The sequence below is a fragment of the Sphingomonas phyllosphaerae 5.2 genome, assembly GCF_000419605.1.
Lineage (GTDB): Bacteria > Pseudomonadota > Alphaproteobacteria > Sphingomonadales > Sphingomonadaceae > Sphingomonas > Sphingomonas phyllosphaerae_B.
This window is the reverse complement of record NZ_ATTI01000001.1, coordinates 2,687,293-2,712,710: the sequence shown is the minus strand read 5'-3', so window position 1 is coordinate 2,712,710 and position 25,418 is coordinate 2,687,293. Positions and strand designations below refer to the sequence as shown.

The window sequence follows — 25,418 nt, the reverse complement described above, 5'->3', positions numbered from 1 at the left end:
TCCGTTTTCGTTGTCACCAAGCTAGGGACGATGAGCGCTCACCAAAACAGAAACGATTGAAACGGATCGTTTCGCGCGATAGGTGACGTGCCATGAGGCTCCCCGATCTAGAGGCCTGGGCGATCTTCGCCGCAGTGGCCGAACACCGCTCGTTCAGCGGCGCGGCCGACGCGATCGGATTGAGCAAGGCGACCGTATCCAAGGCGGTGTCGCGGCTGGAAGCGCATCTTGGGGTGTCGCTGTTCCATCGCACGTCGCGACGGCTGGCGCTGACCGAAGCGGGCGGACCGCTTGCGGAGCATGCCGCGCGGATCGTCGCCGAGGCGCAGGCCGCCGAAGAAGCGGCGCGCGTCGGGGCAAGCGCCCCGAGCGGGCGGGTGCGGATGGCGGTGCCGATGAGCTTCGGGATCAAGAACGTCGCGCCACTGATCGCCGAATTCCTGGCCGAGCACCCGCAGATCGAAATCGAGCTGCACCTGTCCGACGCGCGGGTCGATATCGTCGCGGAGGGGTTCGACGTCGCGCTGCGCATCGCCGACCTGCCCGACAGTTCGCTGCGCGCGCGGCGGCTGTGCTCGATCGCGGCGCATCTGGTCGCGGCACCGTCGTATCTAGCGGCGCACGGCACACCGACGCATGCCGCGCAACTCGGCGAGCACCGGCTGCTCGGCTATACGAACATCACCGGACCGTGGCGCTTCCGTGGGCCGGGTGGGGCCGAGGTTTCGGTGCGGGCGGCGGGGCCGCTGGGCGCGAACAGCGGCGAGGCGCTGGTTCCGGCGCTGATCGCCGGACTGGGGATCGCGCGGCTGCCGGGGTTCATCGTCGGCGATGCGCTGGCAGCGGGGCAGGTCGTGGAGATCCTGCACGATTGGGCGCCCGCGCCGATCGGGCTGCACCTGCTGACTCCGCCGAGTTCGCTGCGCCCGGCACGCGTCGAGGCGTTGATCGCATTCCTGAGCGCGCGGTTGCGCGACTGATCCGTCGAGCGCGCTTGCTTTCGCCCCTGTGCGCGGCATGATGTTGCCGGAAAAGGGGAAACGCAGATGACGATGTTCAGGGGATGGCACGGCGCCGCGGCCGTGGCCGCGATGGCGCTGGCCGCGCCGGCGGCGGCGGATACCAGCGTGGTGACCGCGGCGCGGATGCTGGACGTGGCGACCGGCACGATGGTGGCCGATCCGGTAATCGTCGTCACCGACGGGCGGATCGTTTCGGTCGGCTCGCGCGGGAAGGCGGCGGGCGCGGCGCCGGCGGGGGCGACGCGGGTCGACCTCGGCGACGTCACCTTGCTGCCCGGGTTGATCGACATGCACGTTCACCTGACCTCGCTGGCCGAGATCGGCGGGTACCAGACGCTGAAGTACACCGACAGCTTCTGGGGTGCGGTCTCGGTGGCAAACGCCGCCAAGACGCTCCGCGCCGGCTTCACCACGGTGCGCAATGTCGGGTCGGCGGACTTCCAGGACATCGGGCTGCGCGAAGCGATCGACGGTGGCTGGGTGATCGGGCCGCGGATCGTGGCGGCGGGCTATGCGATCGGCGCCACCGGCGGGCATTGCGACGACAATGCGCTTCCGCCGTCGTGGGACAAGCAGCTGCCATCGGTCGTCAATTCGCCCGGCGAGGCGCGCGCCAAGGTGCGCTGGCTGCACAAATATGGCGCGCAGGTCATCAAGATCTGCGCGACCGGCGGCGTGTTCTCGCTGGGTGATTCGGTCGGCGGGCAGCAATTGAGCGAGGAGGAGATGCGCGCCATCGCCGACGAGGCGCACATGCTCCACCTGAAGGTCGCCGCGCACGCACATGGCGACGAGGGGATCAAGGCCGCGATCCGCGCCGGGATCGACACGATCGAGCACGTCAGTCTCGCGTCCGACGAGGCGATGAAGCTGGCGATCGAGCACAGGACGTGGTTCGACATGGACATCTACAACGACGATTATATCCTGGCGACGGGCACGAAGAACGGCACCGAGCAGGAGAGCCTCGACAAGGAAAAGGCGATCGGGCTGAAGCAGCGCCAGACCTTCCAGCGCGCCTTCCGGATGGGCGTGCCGATGACGTTCGGGACCGACGCCGGCGTCTACCCGCACGGCGACAACGGCAAGCAATTCGCCAAGATGGTCGAATGGGGCATGACCCCGCTGCAAGCGATCCGCGCCGCCACCACCAGCGCAGCGCAGGCATTGGGGCGCGAGAGCGACGTCGGAGCGATCGCGCCCGGGCACTATGGCGATATGGTGGCGGTGGCGGGCGACCCGCTGCGCGACGTGACCGTGCTGGAGCATCCGGTCGCGGTGGTGAAGGGCGGGGTCAAGGTGGATTGAACCACTGCGGCCGTGGCGCTTTGTCGTCGGCAAGGAGATGCACATGGCCGACGACCACGACCGGATCGCGAAGGATTTCGCCGAGGCAGTGAACATGGCGCCCGCCGCGCTGGAGGCGTTCCTCGAGAGCGACGACAGCAAGCGCGTCGGGTGGAAGGGCGCCGATGGCGACGGCGCGGGCGAGAGCGTCGGCCACCGCTCAGGCCGGCGCATCGTCGAGATCAAGCGCACCAAGAAGGCCGATCTGACCGACGACGATTACGCGCACATGAAGAAGGTGGTCGGCTACGTTCACCGCCACCTGGCGCAGGGCGGACCGGCGAGCGACAAGGAGCATTCCGACTGGCGCTACTCGCTGATGAACTGGGGGCACGACCCGCTCAAGTGAGCGCGCGTGGGCGCGATGCGCGGCATCCGCTCGCGCACCTTGCGCAGCACCAGCACCAGCGCACCGCTCACGAAGAACGCGCCGACGAACGCGCCGCCGGTCAGGTGCAGGAGGAAGGTGGCATAGGCCAGCAACGACCCGATCTGCGCCAGCCCCATGATCCGCAACGTGCGAGGGGCGGGGCGGACAAAGGCGTAAGCGAACGCAAGCACGTCGGCCATGAAGAAGTAGCGGTTGTGCATCTTGGGCAGGACGTAGGGGATCAGCATCGCGCCGGCGAGCGCCGTCAGCAGCACGTCGGCCGGACCGTCGAGATGACGCCGCGCGCGCCATGCAAGAGCCACCGTCACCGTCGCGGCGGCGACCAGTCCCACCACGATGCCGACATGGTACGGGATCGTCACCAGCGCCCGCAGGATCTGCCAGATATTCGGAACCGATCGCGCGAGGTCGTGGAAGTGCTGCCCCTGCGCGACGTACAGCAGCGCCAGTTCCCGCGCGGGACGCCCGGCGATCCACGCCGGCAGCATCGCGGCGGTGTATACCGCCGGCGGAAGCGCCAGCGTCCACCACCGTGCGCGGCCGGCCAGCAGCATTGCCAGCACCAGCGGCGCGATGAAGATCGCTTGCAGTTTGAGCGACAGCGCCACACCAACCGCCGTCATGGCAAGCCCCGGCAAGCAGCGACGCTGCTTATGGTGGCGATTGACCGATGCGACAGGCCCGCGTATAGCGCGCCGGGCCGGATGGAGGCGACTCCACCGGGCAGTTTGAACATTGCTGGATGCAGCTGGACCATCCGGTGGTCGCCTTCGTGCGGCCCCGCGGTCCTTTTCGTATTCCAAGTCTGTGTTTCAGGGCTCCAGCAAAGTAACCTATACGAAAGGTGAAGGCTTCAATGCCGACAATCAACCAGCTGGTCCGCAAGGGCCGCGATCCGCAGAAGGCCAAGAGCAAGGTCCCTGCGATGGAGCAGAACCCGCAAAAGCGCGGCGTTTGCACCCGTGTCTACACCACGACCCCGAAGAAGCCGAACTCGGCGTTGCGCAAGGTGGCCAAGGTTCGCCTGACTAACAGCCGCGAAGTCATCAGCTATATCCCGGGCGAGGGCCACAACCTGCAGGAGCACTCCGTGGTGCTGATCCGCGGTGGTCGTGTGCGCGATCTTCCGGGCGTGCGCTACCACGTGCTGCGCGGCGTGCTCGACACGCAGGGCGTGAAGGACCGCAAGCAGAGCCGTTCGAAGTACGGCGCGAAGCGTCCCAAGTAATCCAGCCAGAGTAAGCGCCGGACGGGTTCCGGGTTCGCTGAAGATCATTCAAGGAAATCTGAGATGGCTCGTCGTCGTCGCCCCGAAAAGCGGGAAATCCTGCCTGATCCCGTGTACGGGGATGAGGTTCTGTCCAAGTTCATGAATTCGGTCATGCTGGATGGCAAGAAGTCGGTCGCGGAAGGCATCGTCTATTCGGCGATGGAAACCGTCGAGACCCGCGCGAAGCGCGAGCCGATCGGCGTGTTCCATGATGCGCTGAACAACATCAAGCCGGGTATCGAGGTCCGTTCGCGCCGCGTCGGCGGTGCGACCTACCAGGTGCCGGTCGAGGTGCGTCCGGAGCGCGCGCAGGCGCTGGCGATCCGCTGGCTGATCACCGCGGCGCGCGGCCGCAGCGAGAACACGATGTCGGCGCGGCTGTCGGGCGAGCTGCTCGATGCGTCGAACAACCGCGGCAACGCGGTTAAGAAGCGCGAGGACACGCACCGCATGGCGGAAGCGAACCGCGCCTTCTCGCACTATCGCTGGTAACACCGGCGGTGCGGACGCTGCCTGTCTTGGAAGCGTCTCAGATCTGACCTATATCGTGGGGAGCCGGCGACATGCTGTGCTCCCCACATCGCTAAGGAAGCCTCATCATGGCCCGCAGCCATCCGCTCGAGAAATATCGCAACATCGGCATCATGGCGCACATCGACGCCGGCAAGACGACGACGACCGAGCGCATCCTCTATTACACCGGCAAGTCCTACAAGATCGGCGAAGTGCACGAAGGCACCGCGACGATGGACTGGATGGAGCAGGAGCAGGAGCGCGGCATCACGATCACGTCGGCCGCGACGACCTGCTTCTGGAACGATCACCGCATCAATATCATCGACACCCCCGGGCACGTCGACTTCACGATCGAAGTCGAGCGCTCGCTGCGCGTGCTTGACGGTGCGATCACCTGTTTCGACGGCGTCGCCGGCGTCGAGCCGCAGTCCGAGACCGTTTGGCGTCAGGCCGACAAGTACCGCGTGCCGCGCATGTGCTTCGTCAACAAGCTCGACCGCACCGGCGCCAATTTCGAGCGCTGCGTGGAGATGATCAAGGATCGTCTGGGTGCGCGGACGGCCGTGCTGTACCTGCCGATCGGCATCGAGGGCGGGTTCAAGGGCCTGGTCGACCTCGTCGAGAACCGCGCGATCATCTGGCTCGAGGAGTCGCTGGGCGCGAAGTTCGAGTATCAGGACATCCCGGCCGAACTGGTCGATGCTGCCGCGACGGCGCGGGCCGAGTTGATCGAACTCGCCGTCGAGCAGGACGACGAGGTCATGGAGGCGTATCTGGAGGGCAATGAGCCCGACGTCGCCACGCTGAAGCGCCTGATCCGCAAGGGCACGCTGGCGTCGACCTTCGTGCCGGTGCTGTGTGGCTCCGCGTTCAAGAACAAGGGTGTCCAGCCGCTGCTCGACGCGGTGATCGACTATCTGCCGTCGCCGCTCGACGTTCCCGCGATCAACGGCGTGAAGCTGGATGGCGAGACCGAAGACGTTCGTGCGGCGAGCGACGAGGCACCGTTCTCGGCGCTGGCGTTCAAGATCATGAACGATCCGTTCGTCGGCACGCTGACCTTCGCGCGCATCTACTCGGGCAAGCTCGAAACTGCCTCCTCGGTCCTGAATTCGGTGAAGGACAAGAAGGAAAAGGTCGGCCGCATGCTGTTGATGCACGCGAACGATCGTGAGGACATCCAGGTCGCGTACGCGGGTGACATCGTGGCGCTGGCGGGTCTGAAGGACACCACCACCGGCGATACGCTGTGTGCGCAGAACAACCCGATCATCCTCGAGCGGATGGAGTTCCCGGACCCCGTCATCGAAGTGTCCGTGGAGCCCAAGACCAAGGCCGACCAGGAGAAGATGGGCGTCGCGCTCAATCGTCTTGCGCGCGAGGATCCGTCGTTCCGCGTGTCGACCGACCACGAGAGCGGCCAGACCATCCTGAAGGGGATGGGCGAGCTTCACCTCGAGATCATGGTCGATCGAATGAAGCGCGAGTTCAAGGTCGAGGCCAACGTCGGCGCGCCGCAGGTGGCGTATCGCGAATACCTCAAGAAGCCGGTCGACATCGACTACACCCACAAGAAGCAGTCGGGCGGCACTGGGCAGTTCGGCCGCGTGAAGGTCAAGCTGACGCCGGGCGAGCGCGGTGCGGGTATCCTGTTCAAGGACGAGATCAAGGGCGGCAATATTCCCAAGGAATATATCCCGGCGATCGAGAAGGGCTTCCGCGAGACCGCGGCGACCGGCTCGCTGGTCGGCTTCCCGATCATCGACTTCGAGATCGTGCTGTATGACGGCGCGTACCACGACGTCGATTCGTCGGCGCTGGCGTTCGAGATCACCGCACGCGCAGCGATGCGTGAAGCGGCGCAGAAGTCGGGCATCACGCTGCTCGAGCCGGTCATGAAGGTCGAGGTCGTCACCCCGGAGGAATATCTGGGCGACGTCATCGGTGACATGAACAGCCGCCGTGGGCAGATCCAGGGCACCGACACGCGCGGCAACGCGCAAACCGTCGAGGCGATGGTGCCGTTGGCCAACATGTTCGGCTACGTCAACGCGCTGCGCTCCTTCACGCAGGGACGCGCCAGCTACTCGATGGAGTTCTCGCACTATGACGAAGTGCCGCAGAACGTCGCCGACGAAGTGAAGGCGAAGCTCGCGTAATCGCGCGGCGCCCGGTTCGCCGGGCGCCGAGGCGATGCACGCCGGCCGGCCGGCCGGCGCTGCCGACCTGTCCTACAGCACGGGAATCACCACCGTGCTGGCCTCGCCAACTCCGGCCTTTATCGGTCAGGGTTTGCGAAACCGAGAAACACCCGTTATGGGGCCGCGTTCTGTTGCGGCTCCGTTCGCGAAGACGAATCCAAGAAGGTAGGGAAACAATGGCTAAGGCTAAGTTTGAGCGGAACAAGCCGCACCTGAACATCGGCACCATCGGTCACGTCGACCATGGCAAGACCTCGCTGACCGCGGCGATCACGAAGGTGCTGGCGGAGAACGTCGCAGGCAACGCGGCGGTCGATTTCGCGAACATCGACAAGGCTCCGGAAGAGCGTGAGCGCGGCATCACGATTTCGACCGCACACGTCGAGTACGAGACGGCGAACCGCCACTATGCGCACGTCGACTGCCCGGGTCACGCCGACTACGTGAAGAACATGATCACCGGCGCGGCGCAGATGGACGGCGCCATTCTGGTCGTGTCGGCCACCGACGGCCCGATGCCGCAGACCCGCGAGCACATCCTGCTCGCGCGCCAGGTCGGCGTGCCGGCGATGGTCGTGTTCATGAACAAGGTCGATCTGGTCGACGACGAGGAAATTCTCGAGCTGGTCGAGCTGGAAGTCCGCGAACTGCTGAGCTCGTACGAGTTCCCGGGCGACGACATTCCGATCATCAAGGGCTCGGCGACCTGCGCGCTGTCGGGTTCGAACCAGAAGCTCGGGCCGGATGCGGTCATGGAGCTGATGAAGGCGGTCGACGAGTACATCCCGCAGCCGGAGCGTCCGCTGGACAAGCCGTTCATGATGCCGATCGAGGACGTGTTCTCGATCTCGGGTCGTGGTACGGTCGTGACCGGCCGCGTCGAGACCGGCATCGTCAAGGTCGGTGAGGAAGTCGAGATCGTCGGTATCCACCCGACCGTCCGCAAGACCACCGTCACGGGCGTCGAGATGTTCCGCAAGCTGCTCGACCAGGGCCAGGCCGGCGACAACGTCGGTGCGCTGATCCGCGGCGTGGCACGTGACGAGGTCGAGCGTGGCCAGGTGCTGTGCAAGCCGGGCTCGATCAAGCCGCACACCGACTTCTCGTCGGAAGTGTACGTGCTGTCGAAGGACGAGGGTGGCCGTCACACGCCGTTCTTCGCCAACTATCGTCCGCAGTTCTACTTCCGCACCACGGACGTGACCGGCACCGTCGAGCTGCCCGAGGGCACCGAGATGGTGATGCCGGGCGACAACGTCGCGCTGGGCATCAAGCTGATCGCCCCGATCGCGATGGATGTAGGCCAGCGCTTCACCATCCGTGAGGGTGGCCGGACCGTCGGCGCGGGTGTCGTGAGCGGCATCACCAAGTAATCGCCGGCCGGGTGCCTCTGGGCATCCGGACCGCGAGGGCGGGTCGTGTGAGCGGTCCGTCGCAAAAGTTACCGCCCGGCATGCCGAAAGGTGTGTCGGGCGGTTGCCTTTTAGTGTGGGCGGCTCTAATGCCGCCGCTTCGGTTTTCGTACGAGAACAGCAAGAGGTGGCCTCGATTCGCCTGGCGGTTGATCTGTCAGGCGGGCGTCAGTCGCCCCGCTCTTTCGCATTGGTAGGGACTATGGACAGCAACATCCGCATCCGCCTGAAGGCGTTCGATCATCGCGTGCTCGATCAGGCGACTGGCGACATCGCCGAGACTGCGCGTCGTACTGGCGCGCTCATCCGTGGTCCCATTCCGCTCCCGACCCGCATCGAGAAGTTCACGGTCAACCGTGGGCCGCACATCGATAAGAAGTCGCGCGAGCAGTTCGAGGTTCGCACCTACAAGCGGATGCTCGACATCGTCCAGCCGACCCCGCAGACCGTCGACGCGCTGATGAAGCTCGACCTCGCGGCCGGTGTTGACGTCGAGATCAAGCTGGCGTAATCGGCCGGCTCCCGCGGTTGACGTGAGTCCCGCGGGTTTCTCGTTTCGTGTGTATCGCACGAAACGGGAGGAGCTGCCGGGGGTGCCCGTGCTCCGACGAACATGAGATACCGCCGGCCGCTCTCGGGCGACCGGGTCCAGCGTCTCCCGTCTGCTCCTTTCGCGAGGAGCGCCCAGCCCGGGACGGGGGCACGCTTCGCTATTCCGGGCCGGACCTGATCCACGGTGCAAGCCGGGGATCGCAAGCACCCTGGGGATGGGCTTCAGGGTGCCTCTGTCAAGGAGCAACGGATCATGCGTACTGGCGTGATCGCGAAGAAAATGGGGATGACCCGCCTGTTCCAGGACGACGGCCGCCACGTGCCGGTCACCGTCCTGCAGATCGAGGCGCTTCAGGTCATCGCTCGTCGCGAGAATGATCGGGATGGCTATACCGCCGTCCAACTTGGTGCTGGCATTGCCAAGGCCAAGAATGTCGCCAAGCCGCAGCGCGGCCATTTCGGCAAGGCCGAAGTGGAGCCCAAGGCAATCGTCCATGAATTCCGCGTCACCGAGGATAACCTCCTCGACGTCGGCGCCGAGCTCTCGGCGGACCATTATGTCGCCGGCCAGCTGGTCGACATCCAGGGCCGGACGCAGGGCAAGGGTTTCGCGGGCGCTATGAAGCGCTGGAACTTCGGCGGCCTGCGCGCTACGCACGGCGTGTCGGTCAGCCACCGTTCGCACGGTTCGACCGGTAATCGCCAGGATCCGGGCCGCGTCTTCAAGAACAAGAAGATGGCCGGCCACATGGGCGACCGTAACCGCACGCAGCAGAATCTCGAGATCGTCGGCACCGACGTCGAGCGCGGCCTGATCTTCGTGAAGGGTTCGGTCCCCGGCTCCAAGGGCGGATGGCTGTTCGTCAAGGACGCCGTCAAGCAGGACCGCCACGAGAGCGCGCCGTTCCCGGCGTCGATCAAGGCGGCCAACAACAATGTTTCCGCAGAGCCTGCTCCGGCAGCTGCCGAGAGCCAGGAGGGCTAAGAAGTGAAGGTCAAGGTTTCTTCCTTCGCCGGCACCGACGCGGCGGACATCGAGCTCAACGACGAGGTCTTCGGCCTCGATCCGCGCGCCGACATCCTGCACCGTGTCGTGACCTGGCAGCTCGAGAAGCGTCGCGCCACCGCGCGCGGTACGCGCGAGCGTTCGGATGTCGCACGCACCGGCAAGAAGCTCGGTCGCCAGAAGGGTGGCGGCGTCGCTCGTCACGGCGATCGGCGTGCTCCGGTGTTCGTCGGCGGTGGTAAGGCGCACGGCGCCCGCGTCCGCGACTTCAATCCGGGTCTTAACAAGAAGATCCGCGCGCTGGGCCTGAAGATGGCACTCAGCAGCCACGCCAAGGCGGGCTCGCTGATCGTTCTCGAAGGTTTTGAGGTCGCCAAGACCAAGGACCTGAAGGGCCATTTCGCGACGCTGAACGCGGGCAAGCGCACGCTGGTGATCGACGGCGAGGCGGGCGAAGGCTTCCGCGCCGGTCGCAACCTGCCGGGCGTGGACCTGCTGCCGGCCGTGGGCGCGAACGTCTACGATATCATCAAGGCTGACACGCTGGTGCTGACGCGCGCGGCGGTCGAGAAGCTGGAGGCGCGCTTCAATGGCTAAGCCGGCAAAGGCGATCGACAACCGTCATTACGACGTGATTGTCGCGCCGCACATCACCGAGAAGGCGACGCTGCTGTCCGAGCAGAACGCGGTAGTCTTCAAGGTCGCGAACAAGGCGACCAAGCCCGAGATCAAGGCGGCTGTGGAAGCGCTGTTCGACGTCAGCGTCGTCAGCGTCAACACGATCGTCCAGAAGGGCAAGACCAAGCGTTGGAAGGGTGCGCCCTACCAGCGGTCCGACATGAAGAAGGCGATTGTCACGCTCCGCGAGGGGCAGTCGATCGACGTCACCGAGGGGGCCAAGTAAGATGGCACTCAAGCATTATAACCCGACATCGCCGGCGCAGCGCGGCCTGATCCTCGTCGACAAGTCGTCGCTGTGGAAGGGCAAGCCTGTCAAGGCGCTGACCGAAGGCAAGCGCAAGAGCGGCGGCCGCAACAACAAGGGCCATGTGACCTCGCGCGGCATCGCCGGCGGTCACAAGCAGCGTTATCGCTTCATCGACTTCAAGCGTCGCAAGTGGGACGTGGACGGCACGGTCGAGCGGCTGGAATATGATCCCAACCGCACCGCGTTCATCGCGCTGGTTTCGTATCCGGACGGCGAGCAGTCATACATCATCGCGCCGCAGCGGCTCGCGGTGGGCGACAAGGTCGTCGCCGGTCGCAAGACCGACGTGAAGCCGGGCAATGCGATGGAGCTCGGCCAGATGCCGGTCGGCACCATCGTCCACAACGTCGAGATGAAGCCCGGCAAGGGCGGCCAGATCGCACGTTCGGCGGGCACGTACGTCCAAGTCGTCGGTCGTGACCGCGGCATGGTGATCGTGCGCCTGAACTCGGGCGAGCAGCGCTACATTCACGGCGATTGCATGGCGACGGTCGGTGCGGTTTCCAACCCGGACAACCAGAACCAGAACCTCGGCAAGGCCGGCCGTTCGCGCTGGATGGGCAAGCGTCCGCTGACGCGCGGTGTGGCGAAGAACCCGGTCGACCACCCGCACGGCGGTGGCGAAGGCCGGACCTCGGGCGGTCGCCATCCGGTGACGCCGTGGGGCAAGCCGACCAAGGGTGCGCGCACGCGCCACAACAAGGCGACGGACAAGATGATCATCCGTAGCCGTCACGCGAGGAAGAAGTAATGGCGCGCTCCGTATGGAAGGGCCCGTTCGTTGAGCTGAGCTTGCTCAAGAAGGCCGAAGTCGCACAGGACGCTGGCGGCCGTGCGCCGATCAAGACCTGGTCGCGTCGCTCCACCATCCTGCCGCAGTTCATCGGCCTGACCTTCACCGTCTATAACGGCCGCAAGTTCGTGCCGGTGACGGTGAACGAGGACATGGTCGGCATGAAGCTCGGTGAATTCGCGCCGACCCGTTATTTCCCGGGTCACGCGGCTGACAAGAAGGGCAAGCGCTGATGAGCAAGCCTCAGTCCCCCCGCAAGGTCGGCGACAAGGAAGCGTTGTCGGTCGGCACGCAGATCCGTGGTTCGGCACAGAAGCTGGGCCTGGTCGCTGCGTTGATCCGCGGTCGCAAGGTCGGTGATGCGCTGAACATCCTCGCCTTCTCGAAGAAGTCGATGGCGATCGATGCGCGCAAGGTTCTGGCTTCGGCCATCGCCAACGCCGAGAACAACCACAACCTCGACGTCGATGCACTGGTCGTCGCCGAGGCGTCGGTCGGCAAGTCGATCACCATGAAGCGGTTCGCAACGCGCGGCCGCGGCAAGTCCACCCGGATCCTGAAGCCGTTCTCACGGCTGCGGATCGTCGTGCGCGAGCAGGAAGAAGCCTAATGGGTCATAAGAGCAACCCGATCGGTCTGCGCCTGCAGATCAACCGCACCTGGGACAGCCGTTGGTACGCCGAAGGCGCCGACTACAAGAAGCTGCTGCTGGAGGATCTGAAGATCCGCCAGTACATCATGAAGACGCTGCCGCAGGCCGCGATCTCCAAGGTGGTGATCGATCGTCCGGCCAAGCTGTGCCGCATTTCGATCTTCGCAGCCCGCCCGGGCGTCATCATCGGCAAGAAGGGCTCGGACATCGAGAAGCTGAGGAAGATCCTCGGCGCGATGACCAGCTCGGACGTGTCGCTGAACATCGTCGAGATCCGCAAGCCGGAGGTCGATGCCAAGCTGATCGCACAGGGCATCGCCGATCAGCTGGAGCGTCGTATCGCATTCCGCCGCGCCATGAAGCGTGCGGTGCAGTCCGCGATGCGGCTCGGCGCTGACGGCATCAAGGTGTATTGCGGTGGCCGTCTGGGCGGCGCGGAGATCGCGCGTTCGGAGAGCTATCGTGAGGGCCGCGTGCCGCTGCACACGCTGCGCGCCAACATCGACTACGCACATGCCGAAGCGCACACCGCGTATGGCGTCTGCGGTGTGAAGGTGTGGGTGTTCAAGGGCGAGATCCTCGGTCACGATCCGTTCGCGACCGATCGCCTCATGATGGAGGCTCAGACCTCCGGCGTCCGCCCTGCGCGCGACGACCGTCGCTAAGGAATAACGGACATGCTGCAACCGAAGCGCACCAAGTTCCGCAAGGCGTTCAAGGGCCGTATTCACGGCGACGCCAAGGGCGGTACGTCGCTGAACTTCGGCTCCTATGGCCTCAAGGCGATGGAGCCGGATCGTATCACCGCGCGTCAGATCGAGGCGGCCCGCCGCGCGATCACACGCCATATCAAGCGCCAGGGGCGTCTGTGGATCCGCGTGTTCCCGGACGTGCCGGTGTCGAGCAAGCCCGCCGAAGTCCGCATGGGCTCGGGCAAGGGTTCGCCGGAGTTCTGGGCCGCCCGCGTCAAGCCGGGCCGGATCCTGTTCGAACTCGACGGCGTCGAAGGGCCGCTGGCCGCGGAAGCGTTCGAGCGCGCCGCGATGAAGCTGCCGATCAAGACCAAGGTCGTGGCGCGCCTCGGCGACACCTCGCACCTGGGAGGCGAGTAAGATGGCGAACAAGACCGACTTCAACGGCCAGAGCGACGACCAGCTCTCCGAGAACCTGGGCAACCTGAAGCGCGAGCAGTTCAACCTGCGCTTCCAGGCTGCGACCAGCCAGCTCGAGAAGCCGAGCCGCGTGCGTGAGGTCCGCAAGGACATCGCCCGTATCAAGACCCTGCAGGCGCAGCGCAACGCTGCCGCCGCGGCCAAGTAAGAGGACGACGCACATGCCGAAGCGCGTGCTGACCGGAGTGATCGTCTCCGACAAGGGCGAGAAGACGGTGGTCGTGAACGTGGAGCGTAAGGTCAAGCACCCGCTCTACGGCAAGATCATCCGCCGTTCGAAGAAGTATCACGCCCATGACGAGGCGAATGAGTATAAGGCAGGCGAGACGGTGCGCATCGAGGAGATCGCACCGATGTCGAAGCTGAAGACTTGGAAGGTGCTGGACCGCGTGAACACGCACGTGGCGCCGGAGCGGGTCGACGTCGACGCGTAAGCGTCGTCGATGAAGTGCCTCGCACCGTTTCGTGCAGGGTCCGGCGGAGACGTCGGAGACCACATGAGCGGGCGGGGGCGACGTGGGATGGGGGCTTGCCTTCCATCGACGGAGCAGCTACCGGGCTGCTCCCCCTGGCGCGGGTTAGGCCCGCCGCCGGGGGTCGTTTTTTTATAGGCGGGGTTGGGTCGGTATCCACCCCATGAGCGAGAAGGAAGCGGATCGATGATCCAGATGCAATCCAATCTCGACGTCGCTGACAACAGCGGCGCGAAGCGGGTGCAGTGCATCAAGGTGCTTGGCGGGTCCAAGCGCCGCACGGCCGGCGTCGGCGACATCATCGTCGTCAGCGTCAAGGAGGCGCAGCCGCGTGGCCGCGTCAAGAAGGGCGACGTTCACCGCGCGGTGATCGTGCGTACCGCCAAGGACATCCGTCGCGCCGACGGCTCGGTGATCCGTTTCGACGGCAACGCCGCGGTGCTGGTCAACAAGAACGAGGAGCCGATCGGCACCCGTATCTTCGGCCCGGTGGTGCGCGAGCTTCGTGGCAAGAAGCACATGAAGATCATCTCGCTGGCTCCGGAGGTGCTGTAATGGCTGCCGCGAAGATCAAGAAGGGCGATCAGGTCATCGTCCTGTCCGGCAAGGACAAGGGCAAGACCGGTACCGTCACCGTGGCGATGCCGCGCGATGGCAAGGTGATCGTGGGCGGCGTCAACGTCGCGACCCGTCACCGCAAGCCGAGCCAGGCAAACCCGCAGGGTGGTCTCGAGAAGATCGAGGCGCCGCTGCACATCTCGAAGGTGGCGCACGTCACCGCCGATGGGAAGCCGACCCGCGTCCGTTTCGAGACGCAGGACGGCAAGAAGGTCCGCGTGGCCGTCAAGACCGGGGAGAAGATCGGTGGCTGACGCCTACAAGCCCCGCATGAAGGCGATCTACGACGATCGCATCGTGGCGGCGATGACCGAGAAGTTCGGTTACAAGAATGCGCTGGAGATCCCGCGCATTGAGAAGATCGTGCTCAACATGGGCGTTGGCGAGGCGACGCAGGACAAGAAGCGCGTCGACCAGGCTGCGTCCGAGATGGAGCTGATCGCGGGCCAGAAGCCGGTGATCACAAAGGCGAAGAAGTCGATCGCGCAGTTCAAGCTGCGTGAGGGCATGCCGATCGGCGTGAAGGTCACGCTTCGCCGCGAGCGGATGTACGAGTTCCTCGATCGCTTCATCACCATCGCGCTGCCGCGCGTCCGCGATTTCCGCGGGCTGAACCCGAAAAGCTTCGATGGCCGTGGCAATTACGCCTGCGGCATCAAGGAGCAGATCGTGTTCCCGGAGATCAACTATGACCGCATCGACAAGGTGCGCGGCATGGACGTGATCGTGACGACGAGCGCGAAGACCGACGACGAGGCGCGCGAGCTGCTCCGTTTGTTTGGGTTCCCGTTCCCGATCGAGGAAGAAACGACTGAGAAGAAGGCGGCATGACCGCCCTTCTGGTCTGATAAAGAGAGCTTAAGTCCATGGCGAAACTGAGTTCCGTGAACAAGAACGAGCGTCGCAAGAAGCTTGTGGCGCAATATGCGCCCAAGCTGGCGAAGCTGAAGGCGCAGGCCAACGACCAGTCGCTTGACGAGACCGAGCGTCTCATCGCGCGCCTGAAGATGGCCGAGCTGCCGCGCAATTCGAATCCGACGCGCGTTCGCAACCGCTGCGCGCTGACCGGTCGTCCGCGCGCCTATTACCGCAAGTTCGGGCTTGCCCGTGTGATGCTGCGCGATCTGGCCAACAAGGGCCTGATCCCGGGTCTCACCAAGTCGAGCTGGTAAGGACGTAAGATGGCAGTGACCGATCCCCTGGGTGACCTGCTCACCCGCATCCGCAACGGCCAGCGCGCGAAGAAGGACAGTGTCCTTTCGCCGTCGTCGAAGCTTCGCGTCCGCGTGCTCGACGTTCTGCAGCGCGAAGGCTACATCCGTGGCTATTCCGAAGAGCAGATGGGCCCCGCCGCTGGCGTGCGCATCGAGCTGAAGTATTTCGAGGGCCAGCCTGCGATCAAGCATGTCGCGCGCGTTTCCAAGCCCGGCCGTCGCATCTATTCCGGCGCCACCGAGCTGCCGCGTGTGATGAACGGCCTTGGCATCACCATCGTCTCGACGCCTCGCGGCGTGCTTTCCGATGCGGAAGCGCGTGAGCAGAACGTCGGCGGCGAAGTGCTCGCGGAGGTGTTCTGATGAGCCGCATCGGTAAAAAAGCGGTGTCGATCCCCTCGGGCGTCACCGCGACCCGCTCTGGCAATGAGCTGTCGGTCAAGGGCCCCAAGGGTACCCTGACGATGCCCATGTCGGAGTTCATCAGCTACGACGTGCAGTCCGACGCGATCGGCGTGACGCCGGCGAACGACACCAAGCGCGCACGCGCGTTCTGGGGCATGCACCGCACGCTGGTTCAGAATCTCGTCACGGGCGTGACCGAGGGCTTCAACAAGAAGCTGCTTATCACCGGTGTCGGTTATCGTGCCGCCGCACAGGGCCGCAACCTGAAGCTGCAGCTCGGCTACAGCCATGACGTCAACATCGACGTGCCGGAAGGCATCGAGGTGAAGACCCCGGATGCGACCACGATCGAGATCAGCGGCGCAGACAAGCAGAAGGTCGGCCAGCTGGCCGCCGAGATCCGCCGCTGGCGCAAGCCGGAGCCGTACAAGGGCAAGGGCATCAAGTACGCGGGCGAGTTTATCTTCCGTAAGGAAGGGAAGAAGAAGTGACCAAGGGTCTTTCGCTTTTCGAGAAGCGGCGTCGCCGCAACCGGACCGCGCTGCGCGCGCGTGCCGGGACCCGTCCGCGCCTGTCGGTGCATCGTTCGGGCAAGCACATCTACGCGCAGGTCATCGACGACGCGCAGGGCCGTACCGTCGCTTCGGCCTCGACGATGGCCGGGCACGAGGGCAAGACTGCCAACACCGAGGCGGCTGCTGCCGTCGGTAAGCGCGTGGCGGAAGCCGCGAAGGCTGCCGGGGTGACCCAGGTCGTCTTCGATCGTGGCGGCTTCCTTTTCCACGGCCGCGTCAAGGCGCTGGCCGAGGCGGCGCGCGAAGCCGGACTGGAGTTCTAAGACATGGCTGACGAGAACAACCAGCAGCCGCAGGCTGTGGAGAACGAGGCCGCAGCGGCGCCGCAGGACGGCAACGCCGGCGGCTACCAGGGCGGCGGTGAGCGCGGCGCGCGCGGCGGCCGTGGCCGCGGCGGCCCGGGTGGCGGCGGCGGTCGTGGTGGCCCGGGCGGCAATCGTGGCGGTGGCCGCGATGGGCGCGGCGGACGTCGTGACGACCGTCGTGGTGGCCAGGATGACGGCGGCGAAGAGCTGATCGAGAAGCTGGTGCACATCAACCGCGTCTCGAAGACGGTGAAGGGCGGCAAGCGTTTCGGCTTCGCGGCGCTGGTCGTCGTAGGTGATGGCAAGGGCCGCGTAGGCTTCGGTCATGGCAAGGCGCGCGAAGTGCCGGAGGCGATCTCCAAGGCGACGGCCGCTGCGAAGAAGAAGATGCTGCGCGTGCCGCTGAAGGAAGGTCGCACGCTGCACCATGACGGCAACGGCCACTTCGGTGCCGGCCGCGTCACCGTTCGCTCGGCGCCGCAGGGCACCGGGATCATTGCGGGCGGCCCGATGCGCGCCGTGTTCGAAAGCCTGGGCGTTCACGACGTGGTGACCAAGTCGGTCGGTACGTCCAACCCCTACAACATGATCCGTGCGACGTTCGAGGCGCTGGGCAGCCAGACCTCGCCGAAGTCGGTGGCGCAGCGTCGCGGCAAGAAGATCGCCGATCTGCTGGGCCGCGCGCATGGTGCCGATGCGCAGACCGCCGAGGCGGATGCCGCGGCAGTGGTGGAGTAAGTCGATATGGCGACCATCAAGGTGAAGCAGACCGGATCGCCGATCCGTCGCACCAAGGATCAGCGCGCGACCCTCGTCGGGCTGGGCCTCAACAAGATGCACAAGGTGTCCGAACTCGAAGATACCGAGTCGGTCCGTGGCATGATCCGCAAGGTGCAGCACATGGTCGAGGTGCTGGAGGGCTGAGCCCTTCATCACGCGACTAGTGACAAGACGTTGGAAGGGGGCTAACCGGCCCCCTTCCTTATTTCAGCGCGACAAAAGCGAAAGCGAGTGCATATCATGAAGCTTAACGAACTCAGCGACAACCAGGGCGCCCGTCATCGCAGGATGCGTGTCGGTCGTGGCATCGGTTCCGGCAAGGGCAAGACCGGTGGTCGTGGCCAGAAGGGCCAGAAGAGCCGCGAGGGCGTTTCCATCGCCGGCTTCGAAGGCGGGCAGATGCCGCTCCACATGCGGTTGCCGAAGCGTGGCTTCAACAACATCTTCGCCAAGGATTATGCCGAGGTGAACCTGGGCGCGATCCAGAAGGCGATCGACGCCGGCAAGCTGACCGCGACCGACATCGATCATGCCACGCTGAAGGCTGCTGGCCTGGCGCGCGGCGGCAAGGATGGCGTCCGCGTCCTCGCCAAGGGCGAGTTCTCGGCCAAGCTGAACTTCACGGTTCAGGGCGTCTCGGCCGGTGCGCGCACCGCGATCGAGAATGCCGGTGGGTCGGTGAACGTGCCGGAGCTGGTACCGGCTGCGGACAAGGCCAAGGCCAAGCACCGCACCGCACAGGCGGCACGCAAGCAGGCTTAAGCGACAGGGTGGGGGAGGGCGGCCAATGGTCGTTCTCTCCCGTTCGGCGCTCGCCGTCCCCGCCTCTGGCACCGGACGGCCTTTTTCCTCGGACGATCCGGTCTGGCACATGCCGCCATCGTTCGTGGACGCCGGGTTTCGTGATCGCTGCGCCTCGCCGGGTTAGACAAGGCGCGCCAAGTGCCTATATGAACGGCGGGGCGGTATAAACGCATCCCGCCGTTCTTCGTTTCCAGGATACACCGACACGATGGCATCCGCAGCCGACCAGATGGCGCAGAGCATCAGCCTCGCGAAGTTTTCGCAGGCTACCGACCTCAAGAAGCGACTGTGGTTCACGATCGGAGCGCTGATCGTCTTCCGCCTGCTCAGCTACGTGCCGCTGCCGGGGATCGACCCGACGCAGCTTGGCGTGCTGGCCGAGCGAATGAAGGGCGGTGTGCTCGACTTCTTCAACACCTTCTCGGGTGGCTCGCTGTCGCGCGCGTCGCTGATCGCGTTGGGCGTAATGCCGTACATCACGGCATCGATCGTCGTGCAGCTGGCGACCTCGCTCAGTCCGCAGCTCGCCGCGATCAAGAAGGAAGGCGAGTCGGGGCGCAAGAAGCTCAATCAGTACACGCGCTACGGCACGGTCGCGCTGACGGCGGTGCAGGGGTATTTCATCGCCCGTGGGCTGGAGGCCGGCGGCGCGGTGATCGAGCCGGGCATGCTGTTCCGCGTCGGTGCGGTCATCTCGCTGATCGGCGGCACGATGTTCCTGATGTGGTTGGGCGAGCAGATCACCAGTCGCGGAATCGGCAACGGCGTATCGCTGATCATCATGGCCGGCATTGTCGCGCACCTGCCGACGACGCTGCTCAACCTGCTTGAGGGCGGGCGCTCTGGCTCGACCAGTCCGGTGTCGATCATCGCGATCGTAGTGGTGGTCGTCGGGCTGATCCTGCTGATCTGCTTCATGGAGCGCGCCCAGCGCCGTATCCTGATCCAATATCCCAAGCGGCAGACGCAGCGTGGGATGCAGGCGGACCGCAGTCATCTTCCGCTCAAGATCAACACCGCGGGCGTGATCCCCCCGATCTTCGCCTCGTCGCTGCTGCTGCTGCCGCTGACCATCACCCAGTTCGCGGGCAACCGCGTATCGGGCGAGAGCTGGTGGGGCGACGTGCTGATCAGCCTCAACCAGTATCTCCAGCACGGTTCGCCGGTCTACATGGCGCTCTATGCGGGCGGCATTATCTTCTTCTCGTTCTTCTACACGGCGGTGGTGTTCAACCCGGAAGAAACCGCCGAGAACCTGAAGCGGTACGGTGGGTTCATCCCGGGCATTCGCCCGGGCAAGAACACCGAGAGCTATTTCGATTATGTGCTGACGCGCATCACCGTGATTGGCGCGGCGTATCTGACGTTCATCTGCGTGGTTCCGGAATATCTCGTGTCGGCGCTGTCGATCCCGTTCTATCTGGGTGGCACCAGCTTGCTGATCGTCGTCAACGTGACGATGGACACGGTGACGCAGATCCAGTCGCACCTGCTGGCGCACCAGTATGGCGACCTGATCAAGAAGGCGAAGCTCAAGGGCGCTCGCCGCCGCTGAGGGATGGCGCTCCGACAGGGACGGGGCGCTGACAGGGACGGACAAAGGGGACGAGTTCGGTGAACATCATTCTGCTGGGGCCGCCGGGGGCGGGCAAGGGAACCCAGGCGCAGCGATTGGTCGAGGCCCACGGGCTGGTGCAATTGTCGACCGGCGACATGCTGCGCGCGGCGGTGAAGGCGGGCACCCCGGTGGGGTTGCAGGCCAAGGCGGTGATGGAAGCGGGCGAATTGGTCAGCGATGCGATCGTCTCGGCGTTGATCGGAGAGCGGCTCGACGCCGGCACGGCGAGCGGCGCGATCTTCGACGGCTATCCGCGCACTGCTGCGCAAGCCGACGCACTTGACCTGTTGCTCGACGAGCGCGGGCAGCGGCTGGATGCGGTGATCGAGCTCGAGGTCAATGAGGACGCGTTGGTCGAGCGGATCGTCGGGCGCTTTACCTGCGCGAATTGCGGGGCCGGTTATCACGACACCTTCAAGCAGCCCAAGGTCGAGGGCGCCTGCGATGTGTGCGGTGCGCACGAGTTCAAGCGTCGTCCCGACGACAATGAACAGACGGTGCGTACGCGGATGGCCGAATATCGCGCCAAGACCGCGCCGATCATTCCTATCTACGAGGCGCGCGGGCTGGTGTCGCGTGTCGATGGTATGGGGCAGATCGACTCGGTGACCGCGCAGATCGAGTCGATCCTCGCAGCAGTGCCCGTCGCGTAGGTGACGGAAAGTTCATGGTCGCGTAAGGTGGCGGCCGGATAGACGGGTGTAGAGAGTTCGTCGAGGCAGCGAAACAGACGCTGCCCCGTCGTCCCTCCCCACGAGGCGACGGTAACGATCGTCGCCCGAACTCCCGTAGGGCGCCGATGGCCGGCGGAGGTTCCCTGTCCTCCGTCGGCCTTTTCGTGTCCGGTCGATGGGACTGGCCGTGGCGTGCCGCATCCGGCATGACGCGGCGGATGGACGCCCTTACCGCCTTCGGCCTTTTCGCGGTCAGCTTCACCCTCGTCTGCTACGCGTTGGAGGCGCGCGCGCCGTTCTGGACATTGTTGTTCGCGATCGGATGTCTGTTGGGTTCGATATATGGATTTCTGCAGGGAGCCTGGCCGTTCGGGCTCGTCGAACTGGCGTGGTTCGTGGTCGCACTGCGGCGTTGGGGGCAATTGCGGCGTGGTGTCCGGAACCCGTTGCTTGACACGACGTTACCGCCGCCCTAACGGCTCTTCCTTCCAATCCACCGAGTCCCGGCGGCACGTTCGTGCGTGCCCCTCTCACGCGTTCGCGGGTGAGGCGCCGGAAACCTGGGGATGGGAAGCGCAATGCGACGAGATGGGGTGCGTGGCAGCCATGCCGCACCCTGTGGAGCACAGGAGAACAAATCCATGGCACGTATCGCGGGTGTCAACATCCCGACCAACAAGCGCGTTCTGATCGCGCTGACCTACATCCACGGCATCGGTCCGGCCAAGGCGCTGGAAATCACCACGAAGCTGAACATCGCTGCCGATCGTCGCGTGCAGGACCTGAGCGATCAGGAAGTGCTGCAGATCCGCGAGGCGATCGACGCCGACCACACCGTCGAGGGTGATCTTCGTCGCGAGACTGCGATGAACATCAAGCGCCTGATGGACCTTGCCTGCTACCGTGGCCTGCGTCACCGCAAGGGCCTGCCGGTCCGCGGTCAGCGGACGCACACCAACGCGCGCACCCGCAAGGGCAAGGCAAAGCCGATCGCGGGCAAGAAGAAGTAAGAAGCCAGTCTCTTCGACTGATTTCGTCTTCTTCTCCGTCGGGGGCAGGTCAGAGGTGTACAGCCTCCCGGCCCTCGTCTTGGAAATAAAGGTCAGGAACACCATATGGCACAGGCACCGCAGCGCGTTCGTCGGCGCGAGCGCAAGAACATCACCGCAGGCGTCGCTCACGTGAACGCCAGCTTCAACAACACCATGATCACCATCACCGACGCGCAGGGCAATGCGATCAGCTGGTCCTCGGCCGGGATGATGGGGTTCAAGGGCAGCCGGAAGTCGACGCCTTACGCCGCACAGGTCGCGGCCGAAGACGCTGGCAAGAAGGCCGCCGAGCACGGCGTTCGCACGATCGAGGTCGAGGTCAAGGGCCCGGGTTCGGGTCGTGAGTCGGCGCTGCGCGCGCTGCAGGCGGTCGGTTTCCAGATCACGTCGATCCGCGACGTGACCTCGATCCCGCACAACGGCGTCCGCCCGTCCAAGCGCCGTCGCGTCTAACGACGTGCGCTTCGCGCAGTCGCTGACGAGCGGCTGCGTTCATTACCCGGTCGGTCGCGTCCCCCGCGTCCGGCCCAACCCCAGGGGACGAGAGCTTGTCTGTCAACGCAAAGAACTGGCAAGAACTGAAGAAGCCCAACCAGCTCGAAAAGAAGAGCGGTGACGGCAAGCGCAAGGCGACGTTCATCGCCGAACCGCTGGAGCGCGGCTTCGGCCTGACGCTCGGCAATGCGCTGCGTCGTGTGTTGCTGTCCTCGCTGCAAGGCGCGGCGGTGACGTCGATCAAGATCGAGAACGTGCTCCACGAGTTCAGCTCGCTGGCTGGCGTTCGCGAGGACGTGACCGACATCGTCCTGAACGTGAAGCAGATTGCGATCCGCATGCAGGGCGAAGGCCCGAAGCGGCTCCAGCTGTCCGCGACCGGGCCGGCCGAGGTCAAGGCAGGCGACATCGCAGTGTCGGGCGACATCGAAGTGATGAACCCCGAGCTGGTCATCTGCCACCTCGACGAGGGCGCGACGTTCAACATGGAACTGACCGCCGACGTCGGTAAGGGCTATGTCGCGGCGGTCAACAACCGTCCGGCGGATGCGCCGATCGGGCTGATCCCGGTCGACGCGCTGTACTCGCCGGTGCGCCAGGTGTCGTACAAGGTCGATCCGACCCGTGTCGGGCAGGACCTGGACTACGACAAGCTGACGCTGACGATCGAGACCGACGGAACGGTCACCCCGGAAGACGCGGTGGGCTATGCCGGCCGCATCCTTCAGGACCAGCTGGCGCTGTTCGTGCACTTCGATGATTCGTCGGTGACGCGTTCGGCACCGATCGGCGTAGCCGCTCCGGCGGCGACCGGTGGCGAGGCGCCCAGCGATACCGCGCAGATCAACCGCTACCTGCTCAAGAAGGTCGACGAGTTGGAACTGTCGGTCCGTTCGGCGAACTGCCTCAAGAACGACAACATCATCTACATCGGCGATCTGGTCGGCAAGACCGAAGCGGAAATGTTGCGGACCCCGAACTTCGGCCGCAAGTCGCTCAACGAGATCAAGGAAGTACTGTCCTCGATGGGGCTGCGGCTCGGGATGGAAATCCCTGGCTGGCCGCCCGAGAACATCGAGGAAGTCGCCAAGAAGCTCGAGCAGGAAATCATGGGCTGAGCCACACGCGAATAGCGCGAGCTATTCGCGGAGCGGCTTTCGGTGGACGGCGCAGCTTCGCTGCGTCGTCACCTGCCATCCTCCTGCCTAGACCGGCGTCTCGTACGCCGAACCAGACATGGACCCCCGCCTTCGCAGGGGTGACGGTTTTCCGGTCGGCCACCGTCCCGACCTGTCCCGGGGTTCCCTGAACCGGCCCCCTGACGAACGAGAAGGAAGAAGATCATGCGCCATCGTGTAGGCGGTCGTAAGCTGCAGCGTACTTCGGCACATCGCATCGCGTTGTTCCGCAACATGTCTGCGGCACTCATCAAGCATGAGCAGATCACCACCACCGTCGCCAAGGCGAAGGAATTGCGTCCTTACATCGAAAAGCTGATCACGCTGGGCAAGAAGGGCGGCCTTTCGAACCGCCGTCTCGCGCATGCGCGGTTGCTTGACGATGCGCAGCTGGTGAAGTTGTTCGACGTGCTGGCCACGCGCTATGCCGATCGGAACGGCGGCTACACCCGCGTCATCAAAGCAGGTATCCGCGCGTCGGACGCCTCGCCGATGGCGATCATCGAGTTCGTCGATCGCGACGTCTCGGCGAAGGGCCAGGATTCGGGCCCGGTGATGAACGACGACGAGGATTACGACACCGCCGCCTGATCGGGCGACGAAATGTCGAGGAAAGGGCCGCTCCGGCAACGGGGCGGCCTTTTTCGTTTCCGCGTTGCAGGCGGCGCCGGTGCGCCCGGCGTGATCTCCGTCAAAGTCGGAGCCCGGAAGCGATCCGCTGCAATAGGGCGGGATACCTGCGTGTACCGTGTGCGGTTCTCGCGATATCGAACGGTGATCCGCGCCCGCTTTCAGCAACCATCACATGACAGGGGGGCTATCCTGACCATATACGGTCCGTATGTTGATAACGGTGTGGAGAACGTGTGTGGGGATTGTGAAGATTGATGACCTTCTCCATGAGGAAGCCCGGCGCGCGAGCAACGTCATGTGTCGGTCGATCAACGCGCAGGCTGAGTTCTGGATGAAGATCGGGATGCTTGCGGAGGCAAACCCGGCGCTGTCATTCAATGAGATCGTTGCGCGCGAACGAGCGGTCGCGTCGCCCGCACGCGCGGCATGACGACGATCAAGACACCCCCCGAACTTGCGCTGATGCGTGAATCCGGTCGGCTGCTGGCGCAAGTGTTCGGGATGCTCGATGCGCGATCGCTCGCGGGCATGTCGACGCTGGCGATCAACGATCTCGTCGAGCATTATATCGTCGATGAACTGAAGGCCCGTCCCGCCAGCAAGGGCCAGTATGATTTCGCGTATGTGCTCAACAGCTCGATCAATCAGGTGGTCTGCCACGGCGTGCCTGATGCCGCCGAGATCATCCGCAACGGCGATATCGTGAACCTCGACATCACGCTGGAAAAGAACGGGTTCATCGCTGATTCGAGCAAGACGTACCTGGTCGGTGCGGTCGCGCCTGCGGCGCGGCGGCTGGTGCGCGTGGCGGAGGAAGCGATGTGGAAGGGCATCGCGCAAGTCCGCGCCGGCGCGCGGCTTGGCGATGTCGGCGCGGCGATCGACCGGCACGCCAAGCAGCACGGCTATGCGGTGGTGCGCGATTTCTGCGGGCACGGCATCGGGCGCGAAATGCACGAGGCGCCGGAGGTGCTGAACTATGGCCGCCCGGGCAGTGGCGCCGTGCTGCAAGAGGGCATGACCTTCACGGTCGAGCCGATGGTCAACCAGGGCACGCGCAAGGTCGTCACAATCGACGACGGGTGGCGGGTGGAAACGGGCGACGGCAAGCTCTCCGCGCAGTTCGAGCATACCGTGGCGGTCACCGCGACCGGAGTGGAGATACTGACGCTGCGTGCGAACGAGGTGGTGCCGAGAGGCGTACGCCGCTGAACCCGGCGTCCACGCTCTTCTCCGCCCTCTTTCCCGGCGCGCGCACTCCCGCTACAGGCC

At 65.0% G+C, this 25,418-nt stretch carries 38 protein-coding genes; 37 read left to right on the top strand and 1 reads right to left on the bottom strand.

Translation table 11 applies throughout. The features are described from left to right. The first annotated feature begins 92 nt into the window (after positions 1 to 92). The 3 genes from SPHPHY_RS0112740 to SPHPHY_RS0112730 all read left to right on the top strand — a co-directional run bounded on the left by SPHPHY_RS0112740 (position 93) and on the right by SPHPHY_RS0112730 (position 2,718). Positions 93 to 980 (top strand): LysR family transcriptional regulator, encoded by an 888-nt coding sequence (locus tag SPHPHY_RS0112740; RefSeq protein WP_022687075.1) that lies wholly within the window; start codon positions 93 to 95, stop codon positions 978 to 980. Between the two features lie 72 nt (positions 981 to 1,052). Next, the gene (locus SPHPHY_RS0112735; protein WP_028056876.1) at positions 1,053 to 2,330 is read left to right on the top strand and encodes a metal-dependent hydrolase family protein; all 1,278 of its coding nucleotides are present in this window, start codon (positions 1,053 to 1,055) and stop codon (positions 2,328 to 2,330) included. Positions 2,331 to 2,373: 43 nt separating this feature from the next. After that, entirely contained in the window at positions 2,374 to 2,718 is a 345-nt protein-coding gene (locus SPHPHY_RS0112730; RefSeq protein ID WP_022687073.1) for a DUF3140 domain-containing protein, read from the top strand. Here the strand turns inward: SPHPHY_RS0112730 and SPHPHY_RS20120 are convergent. After that, on the bottom strand, positions 2,679 to 3,383 hold the full coding sequence (locus SPHPHY_RS20120; RefSeq protein ID WP_022687072.1) for a hypothetical protein: 705 nt from the start codon (positions 3,381 to 3,383) through the stop codon (positions 2,679 to 2,681). The two genes, SPHPHY_RS0112730 and SPHPHY_RS20120, sit on opposite strands and share 40 nt — an antisense overlap. Before the next feature lie 233 nt (positions 3,384 to 3,616). On the opposite strand from SPHPHY_RS20120, the gene rpsL reads away from it, so the two are divergent. The 34 genes from rpsL to map all read left to right on the top strand — a co-directional run bounded on the left by rpsL (position 3,617) and on the right by map (position 25,358). Further along, positions 3,617 to 3,988, top strand: coding sequence for a 30S ribosomal protein S12 (gene rpsL / locus SPHPHY_RS0112720; protein WP_022687071.1), 372 nt, complete (start codon positions 3,617 to 3,619; stop codon positions 3,986 to 3,988). A gap of 63 nt (positions 3,989 to 4,051) precedes the next feature. Beyond that, positions 4,052 to 4,522, top strand: a complete 471-nt coding sequence (gene rpsG, locus SPHPHY_RS0112715) for a 30S ribosomal protein S7 (protein ID WP_022687070.1) — start codon at positions 4,052 to 4,054, stop codon at positions 4,520 to 4,522. 107 nt (positions 4,523 to 4,629) lie between these two features. Continuing rightward, positions 4,630 to 6,705, top strand: coding sequence for an elongation factor G (gene fusA / locus SPHPHY_RS0112710; RefSeq protein WP_022687069.1), 2,076 nt, complete (start codon positions 4,630 to 4,632; stop codon positions 6,703 to 6,705). 218 nt (positions 6,706 to 6,923) lie between these two features. Further along, positions 6,924 to 8,120, top strand: coding sequence for an elongation factor Tu (gene tuf / locus SPHPHY_RS0112705; protein ID WP_022687068.1), 1,197 nt, complete (start codon positions 6,924 to 6,926; stop codon positions 8,118 to 8,120). Between the two features lie 241 nt (positions 8,121 to 8,361). Next, entirely contained in the window at positions 8,362 to 8,670 is a 309-nt protein-coding gene (gene rpsJ / locus SPHPHY_RS0112700) for a 30S ribosomal protein S10 (protein ID WP_022687067.1), read from the top strand. Between the two features lie 294 nt (positions 8,671 to 8,964). Continuing rightward, on the top strand, positions 8,965 to 9,696 hold the full coding sequence (rplC, locus tag SPHPHY_RS0112695) for a 50S ribosomal protein L3 (RefSeq protein ID WP_028056875.1): 732 nt from the start codon (positions 8,965 to 8,967) through the stop codon (positions 9,694 to 9,696). Between the two features lie 3 nt (positions 9,697 to 9,699). Beyond that, the gene (gene rplD, locus SPHPHY_RS0112690; protein WP_022687065.1) at positions 9,700 to 10,314 is read left to right on the top strand and encodes a 50S ribosomal protein L4; all 615 of its coding nucleotides are present in this window, start codon (positions 9,700 to 9,702) and stop codon (positions 10,312 to 10,314) included. Continuing rightward, positions 10,307 to 10,621 (top strand): 50S ribosomal protein L23, encoded by a 315-nt coding sequence (locus SPHPHY_RS0112685; protein WP_022687064.1) that lies wholly within the window; start codon positions 10,307 to 10,309, stop codon positions 10,619 to 10,621. Before rplD ends, SPHPHY_RS0112685 begins: the two co-directional genes overlap by 8 nt. 1 nt (position 10,622) lies before the next feature. Continuing rightward, complete coding sequence (rplB, locus tag SPHPHY_RS0112680) at positions 10,623 to 11,456, top strand: 50S ribosomal protein L2 (RefSeq protein WP_022687063.1); 834 nt, start codon at positions 10,623 to 10,625, stop codon at positions 11,454 to 11,456. Next, complete coding sequence (gene rpsS / locus SPHPHY_RS0112675; RefSeq protein WP_022687062.1) at positions 11,456 to 11,731, top strand: 30S ribosomal protein S19; 276 nt, start codon at positions 11,456 to 11,458, stop codon at positions 11,729 to 11,731. The genes rplB and rpsS overlap by 1 nt, the downstream gene beginning before the upstream one ends. Beyond that, on the top strand, positions 11,731 to 12,108 hold the full coding sequence (rplV, locus tag SPHPHY_RS0112670; protein WP_022687061.1) for a 50S ribosomal protein L22: 378 nt from the start codon (positions 11,731 to 11,733) through the stop codon (positions 12,106 to 12,108). Before rpsS ends, rplV begins: the two co-directional genes overlap by 1 nt. Next, on the top strand, positions 12,108 to 12,815 hold the full coding sequence (rpsC, locus tag SPHPHY_RS0112665; RefSeq protein WP_022687060.1) for a 30S ribosomal protein S3: 708 nt from the start codon (positions 12,108 to 12,110) through the stop codon (positions 12,813 to 12,815). The genes rplV and rpsC overlap by 1 nt, the downstream gene beginning before the upstream one ends. A gap of 12 nt (positions 12,816 to 12,827) precedes the next feature. Beyond that, complete coding sequence (gene rplP / locus SPHPHY_RS0112660) at positions 12,828 to 13,262, top strand: 50S ribosomal protein L16 (RefSeq protein ID WP_022687059.1); 435 nt, start codon at positions 12,828 to 12,830, stop codon at positions 13,260 to 13,262. Between the two features lies 1 nt (position 13,263). Beyond that, on the top strand, positions 13,264 to 13,470 hold the full coding sequence (gene rpmC, locus SPHPHY_RS0112655) for a 50S ribosomal protein L29 (RefSeq protein WP_022687058.1): 207 nt from the start codon (positions 13,264 to 13,266) through the stop codon (positions 13,468 to 13,470). A gap of 13 nt (positions 13,471 to 13,483) precedes the next feature. Beyond that, positions 13,484 to 13,756: a 30S ribosomal protein S17 gene (gene rpsQ / locus SPHPHY_RS0112650; RefSeq protein ID WP_022687057.1), complete on the top strand. Its 273-nt coding sequence runs from the start codon at positions 13,484 to 13,486 to the stop codon at positions 13,754 to 13,756. A gap of 225 nt (positions 13,757 to 13,981) precedes the next feature. Then, positions 13,982 to 14,350, top strand: a complete 369-nt coding sequence (rplN, locus tag SPHPHY_RS0112645; RefSeq protein ID WP_022687056.1) for a 50S ribosomal protein L14 — start codon at positions 13,982 to 13,984, stop codon at positions 14,348 to 14,350. After that, positions 14,350 to 14,667 carry a 50S ribosomal protein L24 gene (rplX, locus tag SPHPHY_RS0112640; protein ID WP_022687055.1) on the top strand — a complete coding sequence of 106 codons (318 nt, stop codon included), beginning with the start codon at positions 14,350 to 14,352 and terminating at the stop codon, positions 14,665 to 14,667. Before rplN ends, rplX begins: the two co-directional genes overlap by 1 nt. Continuing rightward, positions 14,660 to 15,244, top strand: a complete 585-nt coding sequence (gene rplE / locus SPHPHY_RS0112635) for a 50S ribosomal protein L5 (RefSeq protein ID WP_028056874.1) — start codon at positions 14,660 to 14,662, stop codon at positions 15,242 to 15,244. The genes rplX and rplE overlap by 8 nt, the downstream gene beginning before the upstream one ends. A 35-nt stretch (positions 15,245 to 15,279) precedes the next feature. Continuing rightward, positions 15,280 to 15,585, top strand: a complete 306-nt coding sequence (gene rpsN, locus SPHPHY_RS0112630; protein ID WP_022687053.1) for a 30S ribosomal protein S14 — start codon at positions 15,280 to 15,282, stop codon at positions 15,583 to 15,585. 9 nt (positions 15,586 to 15,594) lie between these two features. Beyond that, complete coding sequence (gene rpsH / locus SPHPHY_RS0112625) at positions 15,595 to 15,990, top strand: 30S ribosomal protein S8 (RefSeq protein WP_022687052.1); 396 nt, start codon at positions 15,595 to 15,597, stop codon at positions 15,988 to 15,990. Next, positions 15,990 to 16,523: a 50S ribosomal protein L6 gene (gene rplF / locus SPHPHY_RS0112620; RefSeq protein ID WP_022687051.1), complete on the top strand. Its 534-nt coding sequence runs from the start codon at positions 15,990 to 15,992 to the stop codon at positions 16,521 to 16,523. Before rpsH ends, rplF begins: the two co-directional genes overlap by 1 nt. Further along, positions 16,520 to 16,870, top strand: coding sequence for a 50S ribosomal protein L18 (gene rplR, locus SPHPHY_RS0112615; protein ID WP_022687050.1), 351 nt, complete (start codon positions 16,520 to 16,522; stop codon positions 16,868 to 16,870). The genes rplF and rplR overlap by 4 nt, the downstream gene beginning before the upstream one ends. A gap of 3 nt (positions 16,871 to 16,873) precedes the next feature. Further along, positions 16,874 to 17,650: a 30S ribosomal protein S5 gene (rpsE, locus tag SPHPHY_RS0112610; protein ID WP_022687049.1), complete on the top strand. Its 777-nt coding sequence runs from the start codon at positions 16,874 to 16,876 to the stop codon at positions 17,648 to 17,650. 6 nt (positions 17,651 to 17,656) lie between these two features. Beyond that, the gene (gene rpmD, locus SPHPHY_RS0112605; protein ID WP_022687048.1) at positions 17,657 to 17,836 is read left to right on the top strand and encodes a 50S ribosomal protein L30; all 180 of its coding nucleotides are present in this window, start codon (positions 17,657 to 17,659) and stop codon (positions 17,834 to 17,836) included. Positions 17,837 to 17,932: 96 nt separating this feature from the next. Then, the gene (gene rplO, locus SPHPHY_RS0112600; RefSeq protein WP_022687047.1) at positions 17,933 to 18,454 is read left to right on the top strand and encodes a 50S ribosomal protein L15; all 522 of its coding nucleotides are present in this window, start codon (positions 17,933 to 17,935) and stop codon (positions 18,452 to 18,454) included. Between the two features lie 250 nt (positions 18,455 to 18,704). Then, complete coding sequence (gene secY, locus SPHPHY_RS0112595; protein ID WP_022687046.1) at positions 18,705 to 20,051, top strand: preprotein translocase subunit SecY; 1,347 nt, start codon at positions 18,705 to 18,707, stop codon at positions 20,049 to 20,051. A 59-nt stretch (positions 20,052 to 20,110) separates the two neighbouring features. Continuing rightward, the gene (locus tag SPHPHY_RS0112590; RefSeq protein ID WP_022687045.1) at positions 20,111 to 20,767 is read left to right on the top strand and encodes an adenylate kinase; all 657 of its coding nucleotides are present in this window, start codon (positions 20,111 to 20,113) and stop codon (positions 20,765 to 20,767) included. Between the two features lie 239 nt (positions 20,768 to 21,006). Further along, entirely contained in the window at positions 21,007 to 21,264 is a 258-nt protein-coding gene (locus SPHPHY_RS0112585) for a hypothetical protein (RefSeq protein ID WP_028056873.1), read from the top strand. Between the two features lie 165 nt (positions 21,265 to 21,429). Beyond that, the gene (gene rpsM, locus SPHPHY_RS0112580; RefSeq protein WP_022687043.1) at positions 21,430 to 21,798 is read left to right on the top strand and encodes a 30S ribosomal protein S13; all 369 of its coding nucleotides are present in this window, start codon (positions 21,430 to 21,432) and stop codon (positions 21,796 to 21,798) included. A gap of 105 nt (positions 21,799 to 21,903) precedes the next feature. Beyond that, the gene (gene rpsK / locus SPHPHY_RS0112575; protein ID WP_022687042.1) at positions 21,904 to 22,293 is read left to right on the top strand and encodes a 30S ribosomal protein S11; all 390 of its coding nucleotides are present in this window, start codon (positions 21,904 to 21,906) and stop codon (positions 22,291 to 22,293) included. 95 nt (positions 22,294 to 22,388) lie between these two features. Beyond that, positions 22,389 to 23,453 carry a DNA-directed RNA polymerase subunit alpha gene (locus SPHPHY_RS0112570; RefSeq protein WP_022687041.1) on the top strand — a complete coding sequence of 355 codons (1,065 nt, stop codon included), beginning with the start codon at positions 22,389 to 22,391 and terminating at the stop codon, positions 23,451 to 23,453. Between the two features lie 225 nt (positions 23,454 to 23,678). After that, positions 23,679 to 24,104, top strand: coding sequence for a 50S ribosomal protein L17 (gene rplQ / locus SPHPHY_RS0112565; RefSeq protein WP_022687040.1), 426 nt, complete (start codon positions 23,679 to 23,681; stop codon positions 24,102 to 24,104). A 277-nt stretch (positions 24,105 to 24,381) separates the two neighbouring features. Beyond that, positions 24,382 to 24,576, top strand: coding sequence for a ParD-like family protein (locus SPHPHY_RS0112560; RefSeq protein WP_022687039.1), 195 nt, complete (start codon positions 24,382 to 24,384; stop codon positions 24,574 to 24,576). Further along, the gene (map, locus tag SPHPHY_RS0112555) at positions 24,573 to 25,358 is read left to right on the top strand and encodes a type I methionyl aminopeptidase (RefSeq protein WP_022687038.1); all 786 of its coding nucleotides are present in this window, start codon (positions 24,573 to 24,575) and stop codon (positions 25,356 to 25,358) included. The genes SPHPHY_RS0112560 and map overlap by 4 nt, the downstream gene beginning before the upstream one ends. The last annotated feature ends 60 nt before the right edge of the window (positions 25,359 to 25,418 follow it).